At 71.9% G+C, this 20985-nt stretch carries 20 protein-coding genes and 1 riboswitch; of the genes, 12 read left to right on the forward strand and 8 right to left on the reverse strand.

Translation table 11 applies throughout. From position 1 onward, the window contains the following. Positions 1-750: 750 nt before the first annotated feature. The gene (locus tag LIV37_RS28625; protein WP_020870573.1) at positions 751-1020 is read right to left on the reverse strand and encodes a chorismate mutase; all 270 of its coding nucleotides are present in this window, start codon (positions 1018-1020) and stop codon (positions 751-753) included. Between the two features lie 312 nt (positions 1021-1332). Between LIV37_RS28625 and guaA the strand changes: the two genes are divergently transcribed. From guaA to LIV37_RS28645, 4 genes are all read left to right on the forward strand, one after another. Continuing rightward, complete coding sequence (guaA, locus tag LIV37_RS28630; RefSeq protein WP_020870575.1) at positions 1333-2919, forward strand: glutamine-hydrolyzing GMP synthase; 1587 nt, start codon at positions 1333-1335, stop codon at positions 2917-2919. A gap of 148 nt (positions 2920-3067) precedes the next feature. Next, on the forward strand, positions 3068-3865 hold the full coding sequence (locus tag LIV37_RS28635; RefSeq protein ID WP_020870576.1) for a class II aldolase/adducin family protein: 798 nt from the start codon (positions 3068-3070) through the stop codon (positions 3863-3865). Between the two features lie 105 nt (positions 3866-3970). Beyond that, the gene (locus tag LIV37_RS28640; RefSeq protein ID WP_121825210.1) at positions 3971-5266 is read left to right on the forward strand and encodes a hypothetical protein; all 1296 of its coding nucleotides are present in this window, start codon (positions 3971-3973) and stop codon (positions 5264-5266) included. Positions 5267-5406: 140 nt separating this feature from the next. Beyond that, positions 5407-5937, forward strand: a complete 531-nt coding sequence (locus LIV37_RS28645; protein WP_020870578.1) for a DoxX family protein — start codon at positions 5407-5409, stop codon at positions 5935-5937. A gap of 115 nt (positions 5938-6052) precedes the next feature. On the opposite strand, the gene LIV37_RS28650 is transcribed toward LIV37_RS28645, so the two are convergent. After that, positions 6053-7948 (reverse strand): serine/threonine-protein kinase, encoded by a 1896-nt coding sequence (locus LIV37_RS28650; protein WP_020870579.1) that lies wholly within the window; start codon positions 7946-7948, stop codon positions 6053-6055. Positions 7949-8072: 124 nt separating this feature from the next. Between LIV37_RS28650 and LIV37_RS28655 the strand changes: the two genes are divergently transcribed. Next, the gene (locus LIV37_RS28655) at positions 8073-9383 is read left to right on the forward strand and encodes a PspC domain-containing protein (protein WP_020870580.1); all 1311 of its coding nucleotides are present in this window, start codon (positions 8073-8075) and stop codon (positions 9381-9383) included. Between the two features lie 8 nt (positions 9384-9391). Here the strand turns inward: LIV37_RS28655 and LIV37_RS28660 are convergent, their stop codons facing one another. Beyond that, complete coding sequence (locus LIV37_RS28660) at positions 9392-9565, reverse strand: hypothetical protein (RefSeq protein WP_167525766.1); 174 nt, start codon at positions 9563-9565, stop codon at positions 9392-9394. 105 nt (positions 9566-9670) lie between these two features. Between LIV37_RS28660 and LIV37_RS28665 the strand changes: the two genes are divergently transcribed. The 3 genes from LIV37_RS28665 (at position 9671) to LIV37_RS28675 (ending at position 11993) form a co-directional block, all read left to right on the forward strand. After that, positions 9671-9841, forward strand: coding sequence for a hypothetical protein (locus LIV37_RS28665; protein ID WP_243146148.1), 171 nt, complete (start codon positions 9671-9673; stop codon positions 9839-9841). A gap of 80 nt (positions 9842-9921) precedes the next feature. Further along, positions 9922-11199 carry an ATP-binding protein gene (locus tag LIV37_RS28670; protein WP_020870583.1) on the forward strand — a complete coding sequence of 426 codons (1278 nt, stop codon included), beginning with the start codon at positions 9922-9924 and terminating at the stop codon, positions 11197-11199. Next, a complete protein-coding gene (locus LIV37_RS28675) occupies positions 11196-11993 on the forward strand; it encodes a LuxR C-terminal-related transcriptional regulator (protein ID WP_121824396.1) in 798 nt (265 codons plus the stop codon). The genes LIV37_RS28670 and LIV37_RS28675 overlap by 4 nt, the downstream gene beginning before the upstream one ends. Before the next feature lie 100 nt (positions 11994-12093). On the opposite strand, the gene LIV37_RS28680 is transcribed toward LIV37_RS28675, so the two are convergent. Further along, positions 12094-12945 carry a helix-turn-helix transcriptional regulator gene (locus tag LIV37_RS28680; RefSeq protein ID WP_020870585.1) on the reverse strand — a complete coding sequence of 284 codons (852 nt, stop codon included), beginning with the start codon at positions 12943-12945 and terminating at the stop codon, positions 12094-12096. Between the two features lie 88 nt (positions 12946-13033). Between LIV37_RS28680 and LIV37_RS28685 the strand changes: the two genes are divergently transcribed. Continuing rightward, positions 13034-13861 carry an SDR family NAD(P)-dependent oxidoreductase gene (locus tag LIV37_RS28685; RefSeq protein ID WP_020870586.1) on the forward strand — a complete coding sequence of 276 codons (828 nt, stop codon included), beginning with the start codon at positions 13034-13036 and terminating at the stop codon, positions 13859-13861. 223 nt (positions 13862-14084) lie between these two features. Next, on the forward strand, positions 14085-14663 hold the full coding sequence (locus tag LIV37_RS28690; RefSeq protein WP_020870587.1) for a Uma2 family endonuclease: 579 nt from the start codon (positions 14085-14087) through the stop codon (positions 14661-14663). Positions 14664-14673: 10 nt separating this feature from the next. Here the strand turns inward: LIV37_RS28690 and LIV37_RS28695 are convergent, their stop codons facing one another. The 3 genes from LIV37_RS28695 to LIV37_RS28705 form a co-directional block, all read right to left on the reverse strand. After that, positions 14674-15648, reverse strand: coding sequence for an SDR family NAD(P)-dependent oxidoreductase (locus LIV37_RS28695; protein ID WP_020870588.1), 975 nt, complete (start codon positions 15646-15648; stop codon positions 14674-14676). 171 nt (positions 15649-15819) lie between these two features. After that, positions 15820-16806, reverse strand: a complete 987-nt coding sequence (locus LIV37_RS28700) for a homoserine dehydrogenase (RefSeq protein WP_121824395.1) — start codon at positions 16804-16806, stop codon at positions 15820-15822. Positions 16807-16849: 43 nt separating this feature from the next. Beyond that, positions 16850-17872, reverse strand: coding sequence for a C40 family peptidase (locus LIV37_RS28705; RefSeq protein ID WP_020870589.1), 1023 nt, complete (start codon positions 17870-17872; stop codon positions 16850-16852). A 348-nt stretch (positions 17873-18220) separates the two neighbouring features. Here LIV37_RS28705 and LIV37_RS28710 point away from each other — a divergent pair, with 348 nt between their 5' ends. Both LIV37_RS28710 and LIV37_RS28715 read left to right on the forward strand, forming a co-directional pair. Next, positions 18221-18574 carry a hypothetical protein gene (locus LIV37_RS28710; protein ID WP_020870590.1) on the forward strand — a complete coding sequence of 118 codons (354 nt, stop codon included), beginning with the start codon at positions 18221-18223 and terminating at the stop codon, positions 18572-18574. Between the two features lie 111 nt (positions 18575-18685). Continuing rightward, entirely contained in the window at positions 18686-19453 is a 768-nt protein-coding gene (locus LIV37_RS28715; RefSeq protein WP_121824394.1) for a L,D-transpeptidase, read from the forward strand. 139 nt (positions 19454-19592) lie between these two features. Here LIV37_RS28715 and LIV37_RS28720 read toward each other — a convergent pair whose 3' ends face one another. Beyond that, the gene (locus tag LIV37_RS28720) at positions 19593-20756 is read right to left on the reverse strand and encodes a C40 family peptidase (RefSeq protein WP_020870592.1); all 1164 of its coding nucleotides are present in this window, start codon (positions 20754-20756) and stop codon (positions 19593-19595) included. An 8-nt stretch (positions 20757-20764) separates the two neighbouring features. Beyond that, positions 20765-20950, reverse strand: a riboswitch (cyclic di-AMP (ydaO/yuaA leader). Between the last annotated feature and the right edge of the window lie 35 nt (positions 20951-20985).

Here is a 20985-nt window from a genome sequence, read left to right on the forward strand (position 1 = left end):
TCTCTGGGTCCGTACGTATCCCCTGGGGGCGATACGCGTGTGGAAGGCCGTCGCGGTGGGGCGCGGGATGGCCGTGCGTTTGCACGTACATGACCAGGCGAATGGCTGAAAGGTTGCCTTCACAGTTGCTCACAGAATGGTCACAGAATCCGCGACAGGCGCCCTGCCTCGCACGTCATCACCCGTACGGCGCGTGACCGGCCCGCGCGCGGGCTCGTTGTGCCCGGTGCCGCGCCAGCCAGGAGCGGCCCGGAAAATCCACGCGTGGCTCAGTTCCGCCGCAGCGATGAGACGCGGCCCCTGTGGTGATTCAGGCGGCGCGTCGTGGGACCTCGCTCCGGCGAGGTGACCGGTCGGCAGGGGACAGCAGCCCGGTCACCACCTAAGGGCGGTCGGCCCCGGGGACGCCTGGGGCCGACCGTATCCGGTCGAAACGGTTGCGCCCGGCGCTCCGCATCCACCACGATGCTGAGAGGGAAAACGCCCCCGGTCACACCCCGACATTGGTCCGACCACGCGGGCGTACGCCGTTCAGACACCCCTGACATACGGGCCCCATAAGCCAGCGGCGCAACCCCCCGGCGCCGCCTCTCAGCACCGGCGCTGCCCTGACGCCGGTGCTGACCGCCTAGGGCCCCGGGGGCGCCCGCCTCGTTCGGGCGCTCCCGGGGCCCTTCGCCTGCCCGTGGCCGCGAAGGCGGAGGGATCTAGACGCGGGGGATCTGGACGCGGAGGGATCGGACGCGGGGATCAGACCCGGCCCCGGCACAGCTCCAGCAGCGTCATGGCGAGCGTCGTACCGGGCTTGCCCAGCCGCTGCCGGTAGCGGTCGAGGATCTCCATCTCGCGGGATAGGTGCACCCGCCGTCCGCCCGCCGCGATCCGTGCCTCCTGGACGGTGGCCGAGACGGCCATCCGCTCCCGGACGAGATCGAGGATCTGCCCGTCGAGGGCGTCGATCCGCTCCCGCGCGGTGCCGATCACATGGGCGGCCTCTGTGGCCGAAACGCTGCTGCTCATATCCGTATCTCCTGGTCCGTTTCGCGGGGCCCTGGAGCCCGGTCGAGGCCCGGAGACAAGACAGAACGCCCCGGGCCTTTGCCGGCCCGGGGCGCCTGGGAAGTCGCTGTCAGTGTTTACGCAGCACGACCATGGCAGCCGGACGGGCCGGTGCCATAGGTAAAGACGAACGTCATGCGCGTGGACATGACGTCGATTATGGGCCCGTTAGAATCGAAAGTCCAAACCTGCGGTCCCGCCCCGAAGCCGTGGCCCCGCCGCAGCCTTGTCCCACGTTCCACCGCACGCCACCACCGCCGGAAGGCCGCCGAAGTGCCATCAGCGTCCCCTGCTGCCGCCCCCGACACCGTCCTGGTCGTCGACTTCGGCGCGCAGTACGCCCAGCTCATCGCCCGCAGGGTCCGTGAGGCCCGGGTCTACAGCGAGATCGTTCCGTCCACCATGCCGGTGGCCGAGATGCTCGCCAAGAACCCCAAGGCGATCATCCTCTCCGGCGGCCCCTCGTCGGTCTACGCCGAGGGCGCGCCCACGCTCGACCGCGCGCTCTTCGAAGCGGGCGTCCCCGTCTTCGGCATGTGCTACGGCTTCCAGCTGATGGCCAAGTCGCTCGGCGGCACCGTGGACAACACCGGGGCGCGGGAGTACGGCCGTACGGCGCTCACCGTCACCAAGCAGGGCTCGATGCTCTTCGCGGGCACCCCCGAGGAGCAGCAGGTGTGGATGTCGCACGGCGACGCCTGCTCCCAGGCCCCCGAGGGCTTCACCGTCACCGCGTCCACCGACGTGGTGCCGGTCGCGGCCTTCGAATGCGACGAGCGCAGGCTGTACGGCGTGCAGCACCACCCCGAGGTGATGCACTCCACCCACGGCCAGCAGGTGCTGGAGCACTTCCTCTACCGGGGCGCCGGCCTGGAGCCCACCTGGACCACCACCAATGTGGTCGAGGAGTCCGTGGCCGCGATCCGGGAGCGGGTCGGCAGCAAGCGCGCGATCTGCGGGCTGTCCGGCGGTGTGGACTCCGCCGTGGCCGCCGCCCTCGTCCAGAAGGCCATCGGCGACCAGCTGACCTGCGTCTACGTGGACCACGGGCTGATGCGCAAGGGCGAGTCCGAGCAGGTCGAGAAGGACTTCGTGGCGGCCACCGGGGTGCAGCTGAAGGTCGTCGAGGCCGAGGAGCGGTTCCTTACCGCGCTCGCCGGGGTCTCCGACCCCGAGGAGAAGCGGAAGATCATCGGCCGGGAGTTCATCCGGGTCTTCGAGCAGGCGCAGGCCGAGCTGGTGGCCGAGGCGGGCGCGGCCGGTGAGGACGTGGAGTTCCTGGTCCAGGGCACCCTCTACCCCGACGTCGTGGAGTCCGGCGGCGGCACCGGCACCGCCAACATCAAGTCCCACCACAATGTGGGCGGGCTGCCCGACGACATCGAGTTCCAGCTGGTCGAGCCGCTGCGCCGGCTGTTCAAGGACGAGGTGCGGATGGTCGGGCAGGAGCTCGGCCTGCCGGACGAGATCGTCCACCGCCAGCCCTTCCCGGGCCCGGGCCTGGGCATCCGCATCATCGGCGAGGTCACCAAGGAGCGCCTGGACCTGCTGCGCGAGGCCGACGCCATCGCCCGCGAGGAGCTGACCGCCGCCGGTCTGGACCGCGACATCTGGCAGTGCCCGGTGGTCCTGCTCGCCGACGTCCGCTCGGTCGGCGTCCAGGGCGACGGCCGCACCTACGGCCACCCGATCGTGCTGCGCCCGGTCTCCTCGGAGGACGCGATGACGGCGGACTGGTCGCGGCTGCCGTACGACGTGCTGTCGCGGATCTCCACCCGCATCACCAACGAGGTGGATCAGGTGAACCGGGTGGTGCTGGACATCACCAGCAAGCCGCCCGGCACCATCGAGTGGGAGTGACCGGCGTCGAGTGTCGAGTGGGGGTGACCGGCGTCGAGTGGGGGCGACCGGCCCGCGCCGCGGCCCGCCCCGGACCGTCCTGACTCTGGCCTCCTGCGATACCCAGAGGTAGCTTCCGCTCCAGCACACCTGAGGAGCGGAGCTGCCGATGACGAACCAGCCGCAGACCCCCACCCCGATACCGACCGACCAGCTGCGGTTCACCATGCCCCCGCAGCACACCTCGCCCCATGACGAGCGCCGCTACCGCAAGGAGCGGCTGGCCGCGGCGCTGCGCCTGTTCGGGCGGTTCGGGTACGAGGAGGGGGTCGCGGGCCACATCACCGTGCGGGACCCGGAGTTCACCGACTGCTACTGGGTGAATCCGTTCGGCATGCCCTTCGGCCACATCACCGTGAGCGATCTGCTCCTCGTCAACCAGGCGGGCCAGGTGGTCGAGGGGCGCGCCCACGTCAACCAGGCGGCCTTCGTCGTTCACTCTTCCGTGCATCAGGCGCGGCCGGACGTCGTGGCCGTCGCGCACAGCCGATCGGTGCACGGCCGCGCGCTGGCCGCGCTCGGCGAGCCGCTGGAGCCGATCACCCAGGAGGTCTGTGCCTTCTTCGAGGACCACGCGGTCTACGGGGGCACCACGGGGGTCGTCGTGGACGAGGACGAGGGGCGCGCGATCGCCGCCGCGCTCGGCGGCCACAAGGCCCTCATCCTGCGCAATCGCGGTCTGCTGACGGTCGGGGACTCGGTCGACGCGGCCGCGTGGTGGTTCATCACGATGGAGCGGGCCGCCCAGGTCCAGCTGACCGCGAAGGCGTCGGGCAAGCCGGTGCCCATCGACTACGCCGACGCGATGCGGACGCGTGAGCAGCTGGGAAACGATCTTGTGGCGTGGATCAACTATCAACCTCTGTATCTGCAGATCACCCGCGATGAGCCGGACCTGCTGAGCTGACACCCTCCGCGGTGCGGCACAATCCCCTCTCAACACATGTCAGTTGGGCGGTGCCGTGCGAACCCGCGGTCCCGTACGGAACGAGTGAACGACGGAGCGACCCGCGTGGCGGTGGAACAGGCGGAGAACGCCACGACGGCAGAAGGACAGCACCTTCATGGGCACCCACACGGCCACAAGGGCTGTGAATGCCCTCAGGGGGCCCGTGAGGGCCACCGGAGGGCCGTGGCCACGTTCGTGGCCCTACGGGAGCGTTTCGCGGCCGGAGAGGGCCTTCCCAGGGCTCTCGCCCACTCGGCCGGGGCGTCCCGGCAGTGGGTCTCGGACGAGCTGGCCCACGCGGCCCGCTCGGTGGCCGACAGCGGCCGCGCCGAGACCCCGGCCTGGCGCCACCGGGTGTGGCTGCGCACGGTGTTCGTGGTGTGGGGCGCGGCCGGGGCGCTGCTGATCGGCCAGTTGGCCACGGCGATCGGCGCGGGCTGGTCGGTCGCGCGGACGGCCGGGCTCACCGCCGCCGTGATCACCGCCGCGCTGCTGACCCTCGCCGCCCGGCTGCACCGCGCGGACGGCGGCCCGCTCGCCCCGCTCGTCGGCGAGGACAACCGGCTCTCCACCTCCCGTACCGTCGCCGCCGCCTGGCTGCTGGTCGCGGTCTTCGCGGTGCTGGTGCTCGGCGTCGAGCTGGCCGTGGCCCCCGGTGACCGGCAGCGGCTGACCGACGGGCTCGCCCTCGGCCGCACCGCAGGGCTCCTTACGGCCGCCGCGCTGACGTGTGCGGCCGCGGTGCTGGCACGGCTCGTCGTGGCGGCCCGGGTGCGGGCGCAGCGGCTCCAGAAGGTGCGGGCCGTGCGCCCGCGCGCCGCCGATCTGCTGACGGACGACGCGGGCCGCGGCAGCTTCGCCGATGTGCAGTACATCGTCGTCCACACCGTGGCCCTCGCCTTCACCGCGGTCCGCCTCGCCCGCGAGCCGTGGCGGCTGCCCGATGTGCCGTGGGGCCTGGCGCTGCTGGCGGCCGTGTCGGTGGTGATGTACCTGACCGGGAAGTACGCCGAGGGCGGCCGCCCGACCGTGCTGTCCGTCGTACGGGCCCTCCCCGAGGAGGGCGCCATCGACCGCGACGCCCCGATCCGCACCGGCGACGACATCGAGATCCGCGGCAGCGGCTTCGTCCCGCCGGGCGCCCAGGACCCGGACCGCCTGGCCAAGCTGGTGGTCCGCATCGGCGCGGTGCACGTCCATGTCCCGCTGGTCCCGGTGGCCGGGGGCTTCAGCAGCCCCACGGACACCGCGCTCACCGTGCCGGTCCCGGTGGACGTGGAGCCGGGCCGGGTGGATGTGCAGGTCGTGACGGCCTCGGGGGCGGAGACCAACCGCTATCCCATCGATGTTATGGACTGAGTCGTTCCGGTCGGCCGCTCCGTATGGTTTCGTCGAACGCGCAACCAAACGGCGGTGCGACGGGAGAGGCGGGCGGCATGAGACACGCGGATCGTATGGCCGGTTCGGGAACGGCGGGCAGTGGCGGGAGCGTGCACGGTATGGGCGGTATGGGTGGCGTGAGCGGCATAGGCGGGCAGCCGCAGCCCGTGGGGATCAGGGCCACCGCCGCCCGTTACGCGCTGCTGCCGCTGCGGATCTTCCTCGGCGTCACCTTCGTCTACGCCGGAATCGACAAGCTCACCGACTCGGCCTTCCTGTCCGACTCGGGCTCGGGCTCGATCGGCGAGCTGATGCGCCAGGTGCGGGACACCTCGGCCATGCCCTGGCTGGTCGACCAGGCCCTCAAGGACCCCACCGCCTTCGGCTACGCGATGGCCTACGGCGAACTGGCCGTCGGCCTCGGCATCCTGGTGGGCCTCCTCTCCCGCCTGGCCGCCTTCGGCGGCGCGCTGATCTCGCTGAGCCTGTGGCTCACCGTCAGCTGGCATTCGGACCCGTACTACTACGGCAACGACCTGGCCTATCTGATGGCGTGGCTGCCGCTGGTGCTGGCCGGGGCGCCGTATCTCTCCCTGGACGTCGTCATCTCCCGGCGCCGGCGCCGGCAGGGCTCGCAGCTCTTCACGTAGCCCGCGGCTCTTCACGCGGCTCGTGGCTTCTCACGGGGGGCGCGTCTCTTCCCGGGGCGCGTCTTCCCGGGGCGCGCCTCTTCGAGCAGGTCGTCGTCCCGGGCCCGGGGGCCCGTCATTTGATGATGCGGAAGCCGTCCCGTACCTCGTCGAAGATCGGCCGGTAGGTGCTCCAGTCCGCGTCCGGGGCGCTCAGGTAGATCGCGTACTCCTTGTCGCCCTCGTTGCCGAAGCCGAGGTCGATCGCGCGGAACATCCGGACCTCGCCCCGGAATTTGAACTCCCAGATCGCGGCGGGCATGCCCTGGTACTTCGTCTCCTGCAGCCGCAACCGCTCGTAGATCGGGTACTCCCTCTTGTCCTTGAAGGCGACCTCGAGGTCCTCGAAGTGCTGGACCTGGTTGCCGGAGGCGAAGTCCAGGACGTTGATCCGGAAACCGGCCAGCCCGTTGGGGTCGAGGTAGCGGACCTCCTGGGTGCGGTCGACCGTGTTGCCGTCGGGGTCGTTCTGCTCCTGGCGGGTCCAGCCGTCGGGGATGGGGAGGGAGAAGCCGAACTTCTTCTCCTTGACGATGTGATAGCCGGACGGCGGGGTGTACGGCTTGGTCACGGGGGCCGACGGGTTGCCCGAGGCGGAGGATCCCCCGCCGTTCCCCCCGCCGTTGTCGTGGTCGAGGCCGAACACATAGATGCCGCCCGCCACGGCCACGACCGCCAGGGAGGTCGCCGCGGCGGTCCACACCGCCTTACGGCTCTTGCGCGCCGGAGCGGGCGGGGGCGGGGGCACCGGCGTCTGGGCGGTCATGGACGGCGTCGACGCGGTGAACGGCGTGGCGGTGGGCGGGGTGTGCTGCACCCCGGGCGTGTTCCCGGTGCCCGGGGGGTGCGACGGAAGCCGTGGGTCCGACGGGTGCGGTGTGCTCGGAGTGTGCGACGCGTTCAGCGGGTTGTGCGGAGTGCTGGTCGCGTTGTGCGGAGTGCTCGTCGTGTTGTGCGGAGTGCTCGGTGTGTGGGTCGTGTGTTGATACGGGGTCGGTGTCGTGGGCGCGTTCGGCGCGGCGTGCGCGTCCGTGCCCGTGGCCCGGTCCGAGCCCGTACCGGAGTCCCGCCGCGTCGACAGGTTCATGGTCGCGTCGAGCGGCGGATTCTTGGTGGTCGTATCGAGCGGCGGGGTCTGCAGCGAGGACGTCTCGGGCTCCGAGGCCGGGAGCCGCAGCGTCCGTTCGGTCTCCTCGGCCGTGGGCCGCAGCTCCGGCTCCTTGGCCAGCAGGCTCTCGATCAACGGGGTCAGCGCGCCCGCCCGTACGGGAGGGTCCAGCGGATCGACGGCGATCGCGTAACCCGTCTCGATCGCCGTGGCCTTGCGGAACGGCGGCCGCCCCTCGACCGCCTGATAGAGCGTCGCCCCCAGCGCCCAGAGGTCCGACGCGGGGCCGGGCTTGCGGCCCCTCACCCGCTCGGGCGCGATGTAGTCGATGGAGCCGACGACCTCGCCGGTCTTGGTCAGCGTCGAGGTGCCGGTGGCCATGGCGATGCCGAAGTCCGTGAGCACGACCCGGCCTTCGGGGCCGAGCAGCACATTGCCGGGCTTGACGTCCCGGTGCAGCACCCCGGCCGCGTGCGCGGCGCGCAGCGCGGCGATCATGCCGCGGCCGATGCGGGCGGCCTCGTCGGGCGAGACGCGTCCCCCGTCCTTCAGCAGGTCGGCGAGGGTCGTGGAGGGCACGTACTCCATGACGATGCACGGCAGTCCGTGGTGGTCCACCACGTCATGGACCACTACCACGTTGGGGTGGGTGATGCGGGCCGCGCTGCGCGCCTCGCGGCGGGTGCGTTCGTGCAGGGTCGTCAGCTCGTCATCGGCTAGGTGCGGAGAGACGTAGAGCTGCTTGACCGCGACCTGGCGGCCCAGCAGTTCGTCCTCCGCGCGCCACACCTCGCCCATGCCACCACGGCCGATCTTCTCGACCAGGCGGTAACGTCCGGCTATCAGGTGGCCTTCGTCCGACACCGCTCTCCCCTCCCGCACACGTTCGATGCGACACGATAGCCGCCGTGACCCCCGGGGAGATCTCAGGGAAGACCTAGGGGCATGCCGGATGTCGCGAGTACGGCCCTGTTGTCACCATGGACGTATGACCGAAGCACCCACCGTGGCGGACGAGGCCGAGGCCGCGTCCGGTTCCCGCCTGTCACAGACGCCCCTGCGGCGCAGTCGTGACCATAAGGTGATCTCGGGGGTCTGCGGAGGGCTCGGCCGCTACTGCGACCTGGACCCGGTGATCTTCCGGGTGGTGCTGTCGGTACTGGCCGTCGCGGGCGGCCTCGGTCTGATCGTTTACGGGTTCTGCTGGCTGCTGATCCCGTTCCACGGCGAGGACGAGAACGAGGGGCGCAGACTGCTCTCGGGCCGGGTCGAGGGCCCTGGGCTGACGGCGGTGCTGGTGGCGCTGGTGGGCTGTGGGCTCTTCCTGTCGATGCTCAACAACGGCGGCGTCATGTACTTCTCGTTCATGCTCGCCCTCGCGGCGGCCGGTGCGGGCTATTGGTCGCACCACCGGCGGCAGGCGGAGAGCGTGGGCGCGGTGGACGCGGCCACGGCCCAGGCCGTCGCCGACGCGCCGCCCGAGACCAAGGCGCCGCCCACGCGCGGCGGCCCCGGCCCCTCCTGGTGGCGCGACCCGATCGTCAAGGACGGTACGACCGGGCCGCTCGGCGCCGGGGCCGGGTCGCGGACCGGCTATCTGTGGGGGCCGGACGACGGCCCGTACGACAAGCGGGAGGCGAGGGCGGAGCGGGCCCGCCGGGTGCCGGACCGGGCCTCGATCGGCGGCTGGGCCTTCCTGGTGGCGGTCGCCGCCGCCGTGGTGGGGGCGCGGGCGGGGTGGTCCTCGCAGCCGCTGGGCACCAGCCTCGAGATCGGGTTCGCCTGCGCGCTGGGCGTCTTCGGGCTCGCCCTCGTCATCAGCTCCCGCTGGGGGCGGGCCGGCGGCGGCACGGTGTTCCTCGCGCTGCTGACGAGCGCGCTGCTGGCGGGCGCGGCCGCCCTCCCCGACGCCGTCACCCCCGACTGGGCGCGGCGCACTTGGGCCCCGACCTCGGTGGCGTCGCTGCGCGACGGCTATGAGCTGGGCGGCGGCGTCGCCGAGTTGAAGCTGGACCGGCTGCCCCTGAAAGCGGGCAGCTCCGTCTCCAGCCGGGTCGAGATGGGCGCGGGCAAACTGGCCGTGAAGGTCCCGCGCGACGCCCGGGTGAGGCTGGACATCGAGGTCGGGATCGGCGACATCTGGCTGCCGGGCGAGAAGCGGGACAAGCACAACGTCGACATCGGCCCGGGCCGGGAGCGCAAGCTCACGCTGGAGCCGGTGGGCGGCGGCAAGGCCGAGGGGACGGTCTCGCTGAAGCTGGAGATGGGGCTGGGTGCGGTGGAGGTGAAGCGCTCATGAGGCGCCGTTCACGTTCGTTCGGTCATCGGTTCGGGCATCGGGTCGGTGATCGGTTCGGTGATCGGTTCGGCCATGGGGTCGATCACGGGGCCGATCACGGGGCCGGGCATCGGTTCGGCGACCGGTCCGGGCATGGGGCCGGTGATCGGTTCGGGCATCGGGTCGGCGATCGGTTCGGTCATCGGTTCGGGCATGGGTTCGACCACTCGCGCGGTCACTCGCTGGGGCATGCGGCCCCCGACCGGTCCCGCCATCCGTTCGAGCCGGGCAAGCTGGTGGCCGGGCTGGTGATCCTTGGCGTGGCCGCCGCGTACGGGATGGACGCGGCCGGGGAGTGGGACGTCCGCCCGGAGATCGCCCTCCCAGCCCTCCTGTGCGGCCTTTGCGTCGCGGCCCTGGCCTCGGCCCTCACGTACGCGTTCCGCCGCCGGTCGGGCAGGGCGACGCCGGACGACTGAGGGGCCCCGGGCCCCAGGTCGGGGAACGATCAGGGGCGACCCTGATACCCGTTGTCGGCCATGCGTGTGACGATCGAGCCATGACCGCCGCAGTGCCCCCCACGGCCCCCGAGCCACCCCCGCGCAAGCTCTACCGCAGCGCCGAAGGCCGCCTCCTCGGCGGTGTGGCGCGCGGGCTCGCGGGGCATCTCGGGCTGCCGGTCGCCTGGGTGCGGATCGTCTTCATCGCGCTGTTCATGGCAGAGGGGTTCGGCGCGCTCGTATACGCGCTCTTCTGGTTCATCGTCCCGCTCGGCGTCGGCGGCGTGGAGACGACCGCCGGGCGCCCGCTCACCGCCGTGGGCCCCGACGGCCGCCGCCGGATCCTGGCCCGCAGGCCGGAGCGCGGCCAGATCATCGCCCTGGTCGCCCTCCTCGTCGGCACGGGGATCTTCGTCCAGGGCTTCCAGCTCGGCCGCGCCAACACCTACATCTGGCCACTCCTCCTCATCGGCGCGGGCGTCGCCCTCTTCTGGCGCCAGGCGGACAACGCCCGCCGCGCCCAGTGGGTCGAGCTCAGCCGCAGCAAGCGGGTCCTGCCGCTGGCCCGTGGCGCCACGGGGGTCGTTCTGGTGGCGGCCGGGGTGTCCGGGATCGTCGTCCTCCAGGGCTCGGCCAAGCACCTGGGGGCCGTACTGCAGGCGGCCCTGGCCGTCCTTGTCGGCATCGCGCTGCTGGTGGGCCCGTATGTGGTGCGGATGACGCAGGACCTCTCCGAGGAACGGTTGATGCGCATCCGCGCGCAGGAGCGGGCGGAGGTGGCGGCCCACGTCCATGACTCCGTGCTGCACACCCTCACCCTGATCCAGCGCAGCGCGGAGGACCCCCGCGAGGTGGCCCGCCTCGCCCGTGCCCAGGAGCGGGAGTTGCGCGCGTGGCTCTACCGGCCGGAGGGGACGGGCAAGGACGAGGCCGAGGAGCCGGACACCCTCGCGGAGGCGGTGAAGAAGACGGCGGCGGAGGTCGAGGACCACCATGGCGTCCCGATCGAGGTGGTGGTGGTCGGCGACTGCCCCCTGGACGAGAAGCTGGGCGCCCAGATACAGGCGGCGCGCGAGGCGATGGTCAACGCGGCCAAGTACGGTGGCGACGGCGGGGCCGTCCAGGTCTTCGCGGAGGTCGAGGGGGCCACGGTGTTCATCTCCGTGCGCGACCGCGGCCCCGGCTTCGACGTGGACGCGGTGCCGGAGGACCGGATGGGCGTACGCGAGTCGATCATCGGCCGGATGCAGCGGAACGGCGGCACGGCGCGCCTGAGATCCGCGCCGGACGGGGGCACGGAAGTGGAGCTGGAGATGGAGAGGGCGGCGACGACATGACCGACGCTACGGGCGGTACGAACGCGACGGGCGGCCCCGGGGCGCAGGGCGTGCCGGGCGCCGCGCCCGGCCCTGCGGGGGCCCGAGGTTCCGGGGGTTCCGGGGCTTCCGGGGCGGACGGCGCCGAGACGGAGCGGCGGGTGCGCGTGGTGCTCGTGGACGACCACCGCATGTTCCGCACCGGGGTACAGGCCGAGATCGGGGAGACGGCCCGGACCGGCGTCGAGGTGGTCGGCGAGGCGGCCGACGTCGACCAGGCCGTGACCGTGATCACCGCGACCCGCCCCGAGGTCGTGCTGCTGGACGTCCACCTCCCCGGCGGGGGCGGCGTCGAGGTGCTGCGCCGCAGCGCCTCGCTGATGGCCGACCAGGACCGCCCGGTGCGCTTCCTCGCGCTGTCCGTCTCGGACGCCGCCGAGGACGTCATCGGCGTCATCCGCGGCGGCGCCCGCGGCTATGTGACCAAGACCATCACCGGCACCGACCTCGTGGACGCGATCTTCCGGGTCTCCGAGGGCGACGCGGTCTTCTCCCCGCGCCTCGCCGGTTTCGTCCTCGACGCCTTCGCCTCCACCGACGCCCCGCCCGTGGACGAGGACCTGGACCGGCTCACCCAGCGCGAGCGCGAGGTGCTGCGCCTGATCGCGCGCGGCTACGCGTACAAGGAGATCGCCAAGCAGCTGTTCATCTCGGTGAAGACGGTCGAGAGCCATGTCTCGGCGGTGCTCCGCAAGCTCCAGCTCTCCAACCGCCATGAGCTGACCCGCTGGGCGACGGCCCGCCGCCTGGTCTGAGCCTGGGAAGCGGGAAGCGGGAAGCGGGAAGCGGGAAGCGGGAAGCGGGAAGCGGGAAGCGGGAAGCGGGAAGCGGGAACAGGACGGTCGGGGCGGCGGCTCAGCCCGGCACCCCCATCCGCTGCGTGCCGACGACCGACAGCAGCCGCAGCGCCTCCTCGGCCGGTGAGCCGGGGTCGGCGGTGTAGATGATCACCCGCTGGTCCCGGTCGGCGATGTCCAGCACATCGCAGTTGACGGTGATGGGCCCGACGAGCGGATGGTGCAGCATCTTGCACAGGGTGGGCTGGGCGGACACATCGTGGGACTCCCACAGCCGGGCGAACTCCTCGCTGCCCGAGCGCAGCTCGGCCACCAGCTCGGTCACCTCGGGGTCGTCCGGGTAGCGGGCGGCCGCGGCGCGCAGCCCCTGGGCCGAGGTCTGGGCGAACTCGTCCGCGTCCGACACCCCGTACAGCCGCCGCCCGTCCGGGTGCGGCCCGAGGAAGGCACGGCGGACGAAGTTGCGGTCGCGGCGCGAGAGGGCGGAGAAGTCCTCCATGAGGGCGGCGGCCAGATCGTTCCAGGCGATCACCTCATATGTCGCGGAGAGCACGATCGCCGCCGCGTTCGGCAGCCGCCGCAGCAGGTTCGCGATGCTCGGCCGCACCTCGCGGGAGGGCCCGGCCGGCGGGCCCGGCGGGGCGCCCGCGAGATGGTGCAGATGATCGCGCTCGATGTCGCCCAGCCGCAGGGCGCGGGCCAGTCCGGTCAGCACCTCGCGGGACGGGCGCGGGGCGCGGGCCTGCTCCAGCCGCGTGTAGTACTCGGTCGAGATGAACGCCAGCTGCGCCACCTCCTCGCGCCGCAGCCCGGGCGTCCGGCGCCGCGTCCCGGCGGGCAGCCCCACATCGGCGGGCGTGATCCGCTCACGTCGGCTGCGCAGGAACGCCGCCAGCTCTCGTCTGTCCACGCCTTCAGTGTGCGTGGGCGGCCGGGGGCTCAGCCAGGTACAGCCGGTGCCTGGTTGCGTCCCCGACACCCGCAGCAGCCTCGGGGATATGAACGACACACCGAACACCTCCCCCCTCGGCACCACCCCTCTCGACACCTCCCCCCTCACCCCGGCCGCCGGCCTCCTGGCGGGCAAGGTCGCCTTCATCACCGGCGCCGGGCGCGGCATCGGTGCCGCCGCGGCCCGCCTCTTCGCCCGGGAGGGCGCCCGGGTGCTGCTGGCGGCGCGTACGGAGGCCCAGCTCAAGGCGGTCACCGAGGAGATCCGCGCGGCCGGCGGCACCGCCGATCACGTGGTGTGCGACCTGGCCGACGCGACGAGCGTCCGCGCCGCCGTCGACCGGGCCGTGGAGCTGTACGGCAGGCTCGACGTGGCCTTCAACAACGGCGCGACGATCCAGCAGCCGGGCCCGATGGACCAGCTGCCGCAGGCCGACTTCGACCACGTCTACGCCGTCAACCTCCGGGGCCCCTGGCTGGCCATGAACGCCGAGGTCGCCGCCATCCGCGCCACCGCCGGAACCGGCGCCATCGTCAACAACTCCAGCGTCGGCAGCCTCATGGGCAACCCCGAACTCCCCGCCTACGGCGCCATGAAGCGCGCGGTCAACAGCCTCACCGAGTCCGCCGCCGTCACGTACGGCCCGGAGGGCATCCGCGTCAACGCCATCGCGCCCGGTGGCACGCTCACCGAGATGATCCGCGAATGGGAGGAGGCATCCCCCGGCGTCGTCGAGCGGATCACCACCCACACCCCGCTGCGCCGCGCCGCCGACCCGGCCGAGATCGCCCAGGCCGCGGCCTGGCTCCTCAGCGACCGCGCCTCGTATGTGACCGGCGTGGTCCTCCGGGTGGACGGCGGCACCCGGGCCTGAGAACACCGGTAACGCCGTTGGGAGACGACCCGCTCCGGCGAATAAACCACCCGATCCGGTGACTTCATGTGATCACCCCATCACAACTGATTTCCGCGCTCTAGCGTTCGTCACGTGCGGACAGCGATTGCCACCGCAGCCCGCGTACCGAAAGGAAGCGCGAATGACCGTGCAGGACGCACCGCCCGATGTCGGGGCAGTATGGGGGCGAGGAGGCGAAGCCATGACCCCCAGCACCGCTGACCGGCCGGAGATGGGCATCGAGGAATTCGAGGAGCTCGCTCGCACGGCGCCGGAAACCGTGAGGCTCGAATTCATCGATGGGAAGCTAGAGGTCAAGCCCGTGCCGGACGGGGATCACGACGAGATCATCATGTGGGTCCAGGAACAGTGCATGCAGCACCGTCCGGATCTGCGGCTGTACCGGGAGCGGGGCCTTAAAACGGAGGGGTACCGGCAGGGGCGCGCTCGTCCGGACGGCACTCTCGCGCCTCGCAGGCATTTCGCCGGACATGGAGAGTGGTCCGACCCGAAGGGTGTCGTGATGACCGTGGAGGTCACCTCGCGGGAAGGGGACACGAACCGGCGGGATCGCCTGGACAAGCGGGTCGGCTACGCGAGCGCCGGCATCCCCGTCTACCTCCTCATCGACCGGGACGACTGCACGGTCAACGTCTTCAGTGAGCCGGAGGACGGCAGGTATCGGAGCCTGACCTCGCGGCCGTATGGGGTCGCCATTGAGCTCCCGGACCCCGTCGGGATCACCCTCGACACCGGGGAACTCAAGGACTACGCGTCCTGATCGCCCAGCCTCACGCCGGGCCGAACCGCGGTTCGAGCCCCGTCAGGTCGTGGCTTGCCGACCACAGGTGGGCCGCGACTTCCGCGTCCGCAAGATGACCTCGGACGGGGCGGCGGCGGGGGGTGCCGCGGAGGGCGAAGTGGCGGGGGGTCCATAGTTCGCCGCCGCTGATGGACGGGTCCAGGACCGCTCGTACGGCGGGCCAGGCGGCCGCGTCCTTGCCCTGGACGAGGATTCCGGCGGGCAGGCCGCGCAGCCGTTCGCCGGGCGTGCGGACGTGCAGGGGCGGGCGGGACGGGGTGAGGGAGTCGAGCGCGCCGCCGGGGTGGGTGACCACGCTCCGCACCGTGCTGCCGACCGCCTTCAGCCGTCGGTCGAGTTCGAAACCGAAGAGCATCTGGGCCAGTTTCGAGCGCCCATAGGTGCGCTCGGGCTCGTAGTCGCGGGTGCTCTCGAGGTCGTCCAGGTCCAGCCGTTCGGACATGGCCGCGAAGCTGCCCGTGGTGATGACGCGGCCCTCGGGGGCGGCCGTGAGCAGCGGTGCCAGCCAGTGGGTCAGCGCGAAGTGCCCGAGGTGGTTGATGCCGAACATCGCCTCATGGCCGTCCCCGGTCTCTCGGCGCGGCGGCTGGTCGAACTTCACCCCGGCGTTGTGGACGACCGCGTCCAGACGGTCCAAGCCCAGCGCTTCCGCGGAGGCTTCGAGCGAAGAGAGATCGGCGAGGTCCAGCCGGATATGCCGCACCCGGGCGCCGGGCACGCGGGAGCGGATCGAGGCCACGGCGGCGTCCGCCCTGCCCGGGTCCCGGCTGCCGAGGACGACGGTGGCTCCCGTACCGGCGAGCTGTTCGGCGACGAAGTACCCGATCCCCGCGTTGCCTCCGGTCACCAGAAAGGTCTTTCCGCCGGCCCGTGGAAGGCTGTGGACATCCCACCGCTCGGTCGGGGATTCGGTGGGGGATCCGGTCGGGGCTGCGGAAGGCATGCGGGGGCTCCTTGCGTTCGTGAAGGCGGGGACGGTGTCCAATGGGGGCTCGCGCTGAACGCGTGTCAGCCTTACGGTCGTCACCGACGCCTCGCCGACAGAGCGCCGTCACCCCGCGCGCCTCGCCGACAGAGCGCCGTCACCCCGCGCGCCCCGCCGACAGAGCGCCGCTCAGGCGAACCCGTAACCCACCGGCCCCGCCACATCCAGCGTGTCCTTCACCATGGCGAGGGCCGCGCCCAGGGGGCTGGAGCGGCCGCCGCTCACCGTGATGTCGCCCGCGTCGGGGCAGCCGTAGACGGCGGCCTTCTCGGGACCCCTGAGGGCATGCAGCGGGTCGCCCGGTTCGGTCTCCTCCAACGCGACGCGGACGACGAGCGGTTCGTCGGCGGTCGCGGTCGCGACCGACCGCAGACGGCGGCCCCGCGCGGCGGCCGTACAGGCCGCCTCCGCCGTCCCGGCGTCGATCCCCGGGCCGGCCTCCGTCCTTACAGCCGTCGCGTCCCACCCCCACAGCAGCGCCGCCAGCAGCCGTACCTTCACGGCCGCGTCGGCGCCGGAGAGGTCGGCCGTCGGGTCGGCCTCGGCGATACCGCGCCGCTGGGCCTCCGCGACCGCCCCGGGCAGCGCGTCGCCGTCCGCCAGCCGGTCCAGGACGAAGGTGGCGGTGCCGTTGGGGCAGGCGCGCAGCGTACGGCAGCCGAGGCCGCGTACCCCGATCCGGGCGAGGTCGGCGGCGGGGAGGGCGGCTCCGGTGGCGCCCGAGATCCGGATGCGGCTGCCGCCCCCGGCCGCCGCCCGGCCCAGCTCGCCCCAGTGGCTGAGCAGATGGCTCTTGGTGGCGGTCACCACATGGACGCCCCGGCGCAGGGCCGACAGCGCGTCCGCGGCGGCCTGTTCGCGCACCGCCGGGGACGACGGCACGGCCTGGGCCAGCACCGCCGCCCCCGTACGCTCCAGGGTCTCGGCGAGCGGCGGCAGCGGGCCCCAGCCGGTGCGCGGCTCCGGCGGCAGCCCCTCGGCCGCGCTGGTGCGCACGGCGGCGAGCCGCAGCGGCAGCGCGCCGCCGATCAGCCGCTCGGCGTAGGCCCGGCCCACCGGCCCGTAGCCCGACAGCACGACGGAGGGTCCGGGCCCGATTTCGGCTTCGCGTGGCATGCGGCCAGTCTGCCTTGTGTCACCAGGTCGGGACCGGCGACCGCTAAGCCGGGCGGGCCGCTCCCGCGAAGGGCATGTCCGCCACCGAGGCCAACCGGACCGGGGCCCCGGGATGCGGGGCGTGGATCATGCGGCCGCCGCCGATGTAGAGGCCGACATGGCTGATGCCGGAGTAGAAGAAGACCAGGTCGCCGGGGGCGAGTTGATCGCGGGTGACGCGCTGTCCGGCGTTGATCTGGGTGTAGGTGGTGCGGGGCAGGGCGACCCCGGCGGCGCGCCAGGCGGCCTGGGTGAGCCCCGAGCAGTCATAGCCGTGGGGGCCGGTGGCGCCCCACACGTACGGCTTGCCGAGGGCCGCGTACGCGTAGGAGACGGCGCGGGCGGCGCGGCCCGCGGCGGGGGCGAGGGAGCCGACGGCCTTGTCGCCGCCCCGCGCCGCCAGCAGGCGCTGCCGCTGCTCGAGGGTCAGCCGGTCGAGGAGGCGATCGGCGGCGGCGAGCTTCTCCTGGACGGTCCGCTTGTGGTGGGCGGCGGCCGTCCGGGCTGCGCGCAGAGCGGCGAGGCGGTCGGCCGCCTCGCCGCGGACCTGGCGTAATTTCCGCTCCTGACGGCCGATCGTGGCGATCAGGGCGGCCTGGCGGCTCCCCGCGCGCTCGGCGAGCGAGGCGCGCTGCAGGTACTGGTCGGGGGAGGAGGACAGGGCGAGCTGGAGGGCCGGGGCGATCGTCCCCGAGCGGTACTGGGCGGTGGCGAAGGCCCCGAGGGCGTTGCGCGCGGTGTTGAGCCGGGTGGTGCGGCGGGCGGCCTGGTCGCGCAGCGCCTCCAGCGTCCGGCGGGCCTTGTCGGCCTTCTCCCTCGCGCCGTTGTACTTCTCGGTGGCCTCCTCGGCCTCCCGTTGGTACTCGTCGACCTTCGCCTTGACCTGAGCGGGGGTGAGGCGGTTCTCGGCATGCCCGGTGCCGTCGAGGAGGGTGGCGGACGCGGCGCCGGCGAGGGCGAGGAGCGCGGCCGCGCGGGCTGTGCCGCTGGTGAGCGAGCGCTGCTTGGGCTTCCTGTGCGACGCCACTGCGGCGGTTCACCTGGTCTTTCTTGGGCAATCCAGTTTGGGCAATCCAGGACATTCCGCAGATCCTGGACCCTTGTGGGGAGCGGACGGGCAGATGGCAGTCCGCCATGAGGCGGGGACCCTCGGTTGACGGGAAGCGGACTGCCACCTGGAGGAGGAAGTTAGGCCGGAAAGCGGGGGTCGTGCGGGGGATTGAACGGGAGTGCACGGATTTTTTCGGTCCCGTGACGGCTGCTGATCGCCCGGCGAGTGGGGTGGTCGGAAGTGTGGGGCGGCCGTGATCGAAGCGGCGATAGGGCCCCACCCGAGTGCCGGGCGATGATATGCGCGGGGCTAGTCTCCGGAGCCATGGACGTACTCATTCACGTGTTCGTCGGCCTCCACGTCGTCGGCATCGGCGCGCTGCTCGGCGGCTTCTTCTCGCAGCTCAAAGCCGCGCGCGCGGGCGAGGCCCGGATGATCCCGGTGATGCTGCACGGCGCGCTGACCATGCTGGTGACCGGTGTGGCGCTGGTCGGGCTCAATCAGGCGGACGACAACAGCGTCAATACCGTCAAAATCGGTGTAAAGCTGGCGCTATTGGTCGTAATTCTCGGCCTGGTCTATGTGAAGCGCGACGAGGAGAAGGTAGGGTCGGCCGCCTTCGGCGCGGTGGGTGCCTTGACAACGGCAAACATCTTCATCGCCGTGCTGTGGACCTGACGAACGAGTGTTCTGGGGGTAATCCCAAGGCAATTGCACACGATCCCGAGGCAACCGTTTGCACTCGCGAGCTGTCTTAGTAAAGAGCGAGGCAGTCGAGAGGAGTGGCCAATGGGGGTAGTGGGGGCAGTCAGAAGTCATAGGCGGCGCGTGGGCGTCGCGCTGGGGCTGGCGGGGATGGCGGTGCCGCTCGCGGTGGCCGTCGCCGGTCCGGCGCAGGCTCAGACACGGCCGCTGGGCCGGTCGGCCGGCACGGTGACACCGGTGAGCATGGCCGCGTCGTCGTGCACGACCACCGCGGGGCCGTACCAGAAGCAGGCCGAGCGGTTCCTGGGCCGTCCCGTGGACGGGCGGCAGTCGCGGGCGGACTGTCTCGCGATCCAGAAGTTCCAGATCGATCACGGCATCAGCCCGACGATCGGCTACGCGGGCCCGATCACCTCGGGCGTGATGAGCCTCATCAGCGCCCAGAAGGCCGCCGGGCACAATCCGAACGCGGCGAGGAAGTGCCCCACCAACAAGGGCCGTATCGCCTGCGTGGACCTCACCCGCCAGCTGAGCTGGGTCCAGGACGGCTCCCGGCTGGTCTACGGACCGGTGCCGGTGCGGTCCGGGCGGAACGGCTTCGAGACCCGCACCGGGCTGAAGAGGGTCTACTGGCGGAACATCGACCACTGGTCGACGCTCTACAAGGTCGCCATGCCCTACAGCCAGTTCTTCGACGGCGGCCAGGCGTTTCACTCGATCGCCGGCAGCGTATGGTCCCCGCCCGGCTCCCACGGCTGCGTCAACATGCGTAAGGGCGACGCCAAGAAGTACTGGAGCCTGCTGAAGAACGGCGACGACGTGTACGTCTACGGGCGCAAGCCCGGCACCTGAGCCACTGACGGCGCGTGAGCCGCTTACGGCGCCGTGGGCCATGGACGGCGCCGCGACGCGCTGACGGCGCCGCTGAGCCGAAGACGATGCCGCCGCCCGGGGCCCGGCCCCGGGCGGCGGCATCGTCAGGCTCAGGGCCCTACGAGGGCCGCACGCTCCCGTAGATGGGCATCTCCGTGATCGGCGCCTTCTTCACCACGTCGCCCGGCTTCGGCGCGTGGATCATCATCCCGTCGCCGATGTAGAGGCCGACATGGCTGATGTCGTCGTAGAAGAAGACGAGATCGCCCGGCTGGAGTTGGGACGTCGAGACGCGCGTACCGGCCTTCACCTGGTCCCAGGTGGTGCGCGGCAGCGAGATCCCGGCGGACTTCCAGGCCGCCTGCGTCAGCCCCGAGCAGTCGAAGGAGCTCGGGCCGGTGGCGCCCCAGACGTACGGCTTGCCGAGCTGCGCCTTGGCGAAGGCGATGGCCTGGGCCGCCTTGGAGCTGTTGGCCGGGACGGAGGGCGTTGAGGGCGCCGTCGAACCGGAGTCACCCGCGTTCTGCTCCTGCTGCTTCTTGCGCGCGGCCGCCTCCTGCCGCTGTTTCTCGGCCAGCTCGGCGGCCTTACGGCGGGCCTCTTCCGCCTTCTTCTTCTCGATCGCCGCCAGCCGCGCCTTCTCCTTGGCGGTCAGATTCGCCAGCAGCCGCCGGGCCTCGGTCAGCTTGTCCTGGACGGTCTTCTTCTGGACCTTCAGCTGCTTCTGGGACGCGGTCAGCGAGGCGAGGCTCTCGCCGGCCTTACCGCGCTCCTTGGCGGCCTTCACCCGCTGCTTCTGGAAGTCGTCGACGGCCTGCTTCTGCCGGCCGGTCATCCGGTCCATCAGATGCGACTGGTCGAAGACGTCCTGCGGATCGTTGGAGAACAGCAGGGTCGCGGCGGAGCGGGCCATTCCGCCCTCGCGGTACTGGGCGGTGGCGTAGGCGCCGAGCATGCGCCGGGCCTCGTTGAGCTTCTCGGTGCGCCGGGCGACGGAGTCCAGCAGCTTGTCGACCTTGGCCCGCTGCTGGTCGGTGCGCTCCTTGGCGGCGTTGTAGCGCTGGGTGGCGGTCTCCGCCTGGTGGTAGAGGGTGTCGACCTTCTCCTTCACCTTCTCGATCGACTGGGCGGCCGGCTTGGGATCGGTGGGCGCGGCGTTGGCCGACTGGGAGAGCAGGGTGACGGATGCGAGGGCGGCCGTGGTGAACCCGACGGCCGTACGGCGGCTGTGACCCGTGAGCGAGGCGGGTATTCGGCTCCGCGGCTTGCGGTGCGACGCCAAGGGTGGCGACTCCTTCCGTGGACCGCCTACCGGGTTAGCTGTCGGGTTCGGGCGGTACGGAAGGTTGCCCTACGGCCGTGTCCGGACGGCACTGTCCGTGCCGTACCGTTTCGGGCCGATTCACCCCGGTCTTGCGTTGTTGGGTCCCCGGCTCCGGGCGCCTCACGGCGTACCGGACTCGGCGGAGGCCGCCCGTGCCGACGTGGTTCGCCGACGGATCTTCCGGGCC

Source organism: Streptomyces rapamycinicus NRRL 5491, assembly GCF_024298965.1.
GTDB lineage: Bacteria > Actinomycetota > Actinomycetes > Streptomycetales > Streptomycetaceae > Streptomyces > Streptomyces rapamycinicus.

Bases quoted from the DNA above. Each gene is read 5' to 3' on its own strand.
- LIV37_RS28625 (WP_020870573.1), bottom strand. From the start codon at position 1,020: ATGAGCAGCAGCGTTTCGGCCACAGAGGCCGCCCATGTGATCGGCACC.
- LIV37_RS28635 (WP_020870576.1), top strand. From the start codon at position 3,068: ATGACGAACCAGCCGCAGACCCCCACCCCGATACCGACCGACCAGCTG.
- LIV37_RS28645 (WP_020870578.1), top strand. From the start codon at position 5,407: ATGGGCGGTATGGGTGGCGTGAGCGGCATAGGCGGGCAGCCGCAGCCC.
- LIV37_RS28655 (WP_020870580.1), top strand. From the start codon at position 8,073: ATGACCGAAGCACCCACCGTGGCGGACGAGGCCGAGGCCGCGTCCGGT.
- LIV37_RS28660 (WP_167525766.1), bottom strand. From the start codon at position 9,565: ATGACCGAACCGATCGCCGACCCGATGCCCGAACCGATCACCGGCCCC.
- LIV37_RS28670 (WP_020870583.1), top strand. From the start codon at position 9,922: ATGACCGCCGCAGTGCCCCCCACGGCCCCCGAGCCACCCCCGCGCAAG.
- LIV37_RS28675 (WP_121824396.1), top strand. From the start codon at position 11,196: ATGACCGACGCTACGGGCGGTACGAACGCGACGGGCGGCCCCGGGGCG.
- LIV37_RS28685 (WP_020870586.1), top strand. From the start codon at position 13,034: ATGAACGACACACCGAACACCTCCCCCCTCGGCACCACCCCTCTCGAC.
- LIV37_RS28690 (WP_020870587.1), top strand. From the start codon at position 14,085: ATGACCCCCAGCACCGCTGACCGGCCGGAGATGGGCATCGAGGAATTC.
- LIV37_RS28695 (WP_020870588.1), bottom strand. From the start codon at position 15,648: ATGCCTTCCGCAGCCCCGACCGGATCCCCCACCGAATCCCCGACCGAG.
- LIV37_RS28700 (WP_121824395.1), bottom strand. From the start codon at position 16,806: ATGCCACGCGAAGCCGAAATCGGGCCCGGACCCTCCGTCGTGCTGTCG.
- LIV37_RS28710 (WP_020870590.1), top strand. From the start codon at position 18,221: ATGGACGTACTCATTCACGTGTTCGTCGGCCTCCACGTCGTCGGCATC.
- LIV37_RS28715 (WP_121824394.1), top strand. From the start codon at position 18,686: ATGGGGGTAGTGGGGGCAGTCAGAAGTCATAGGCGGCGCGTGGGCGTC.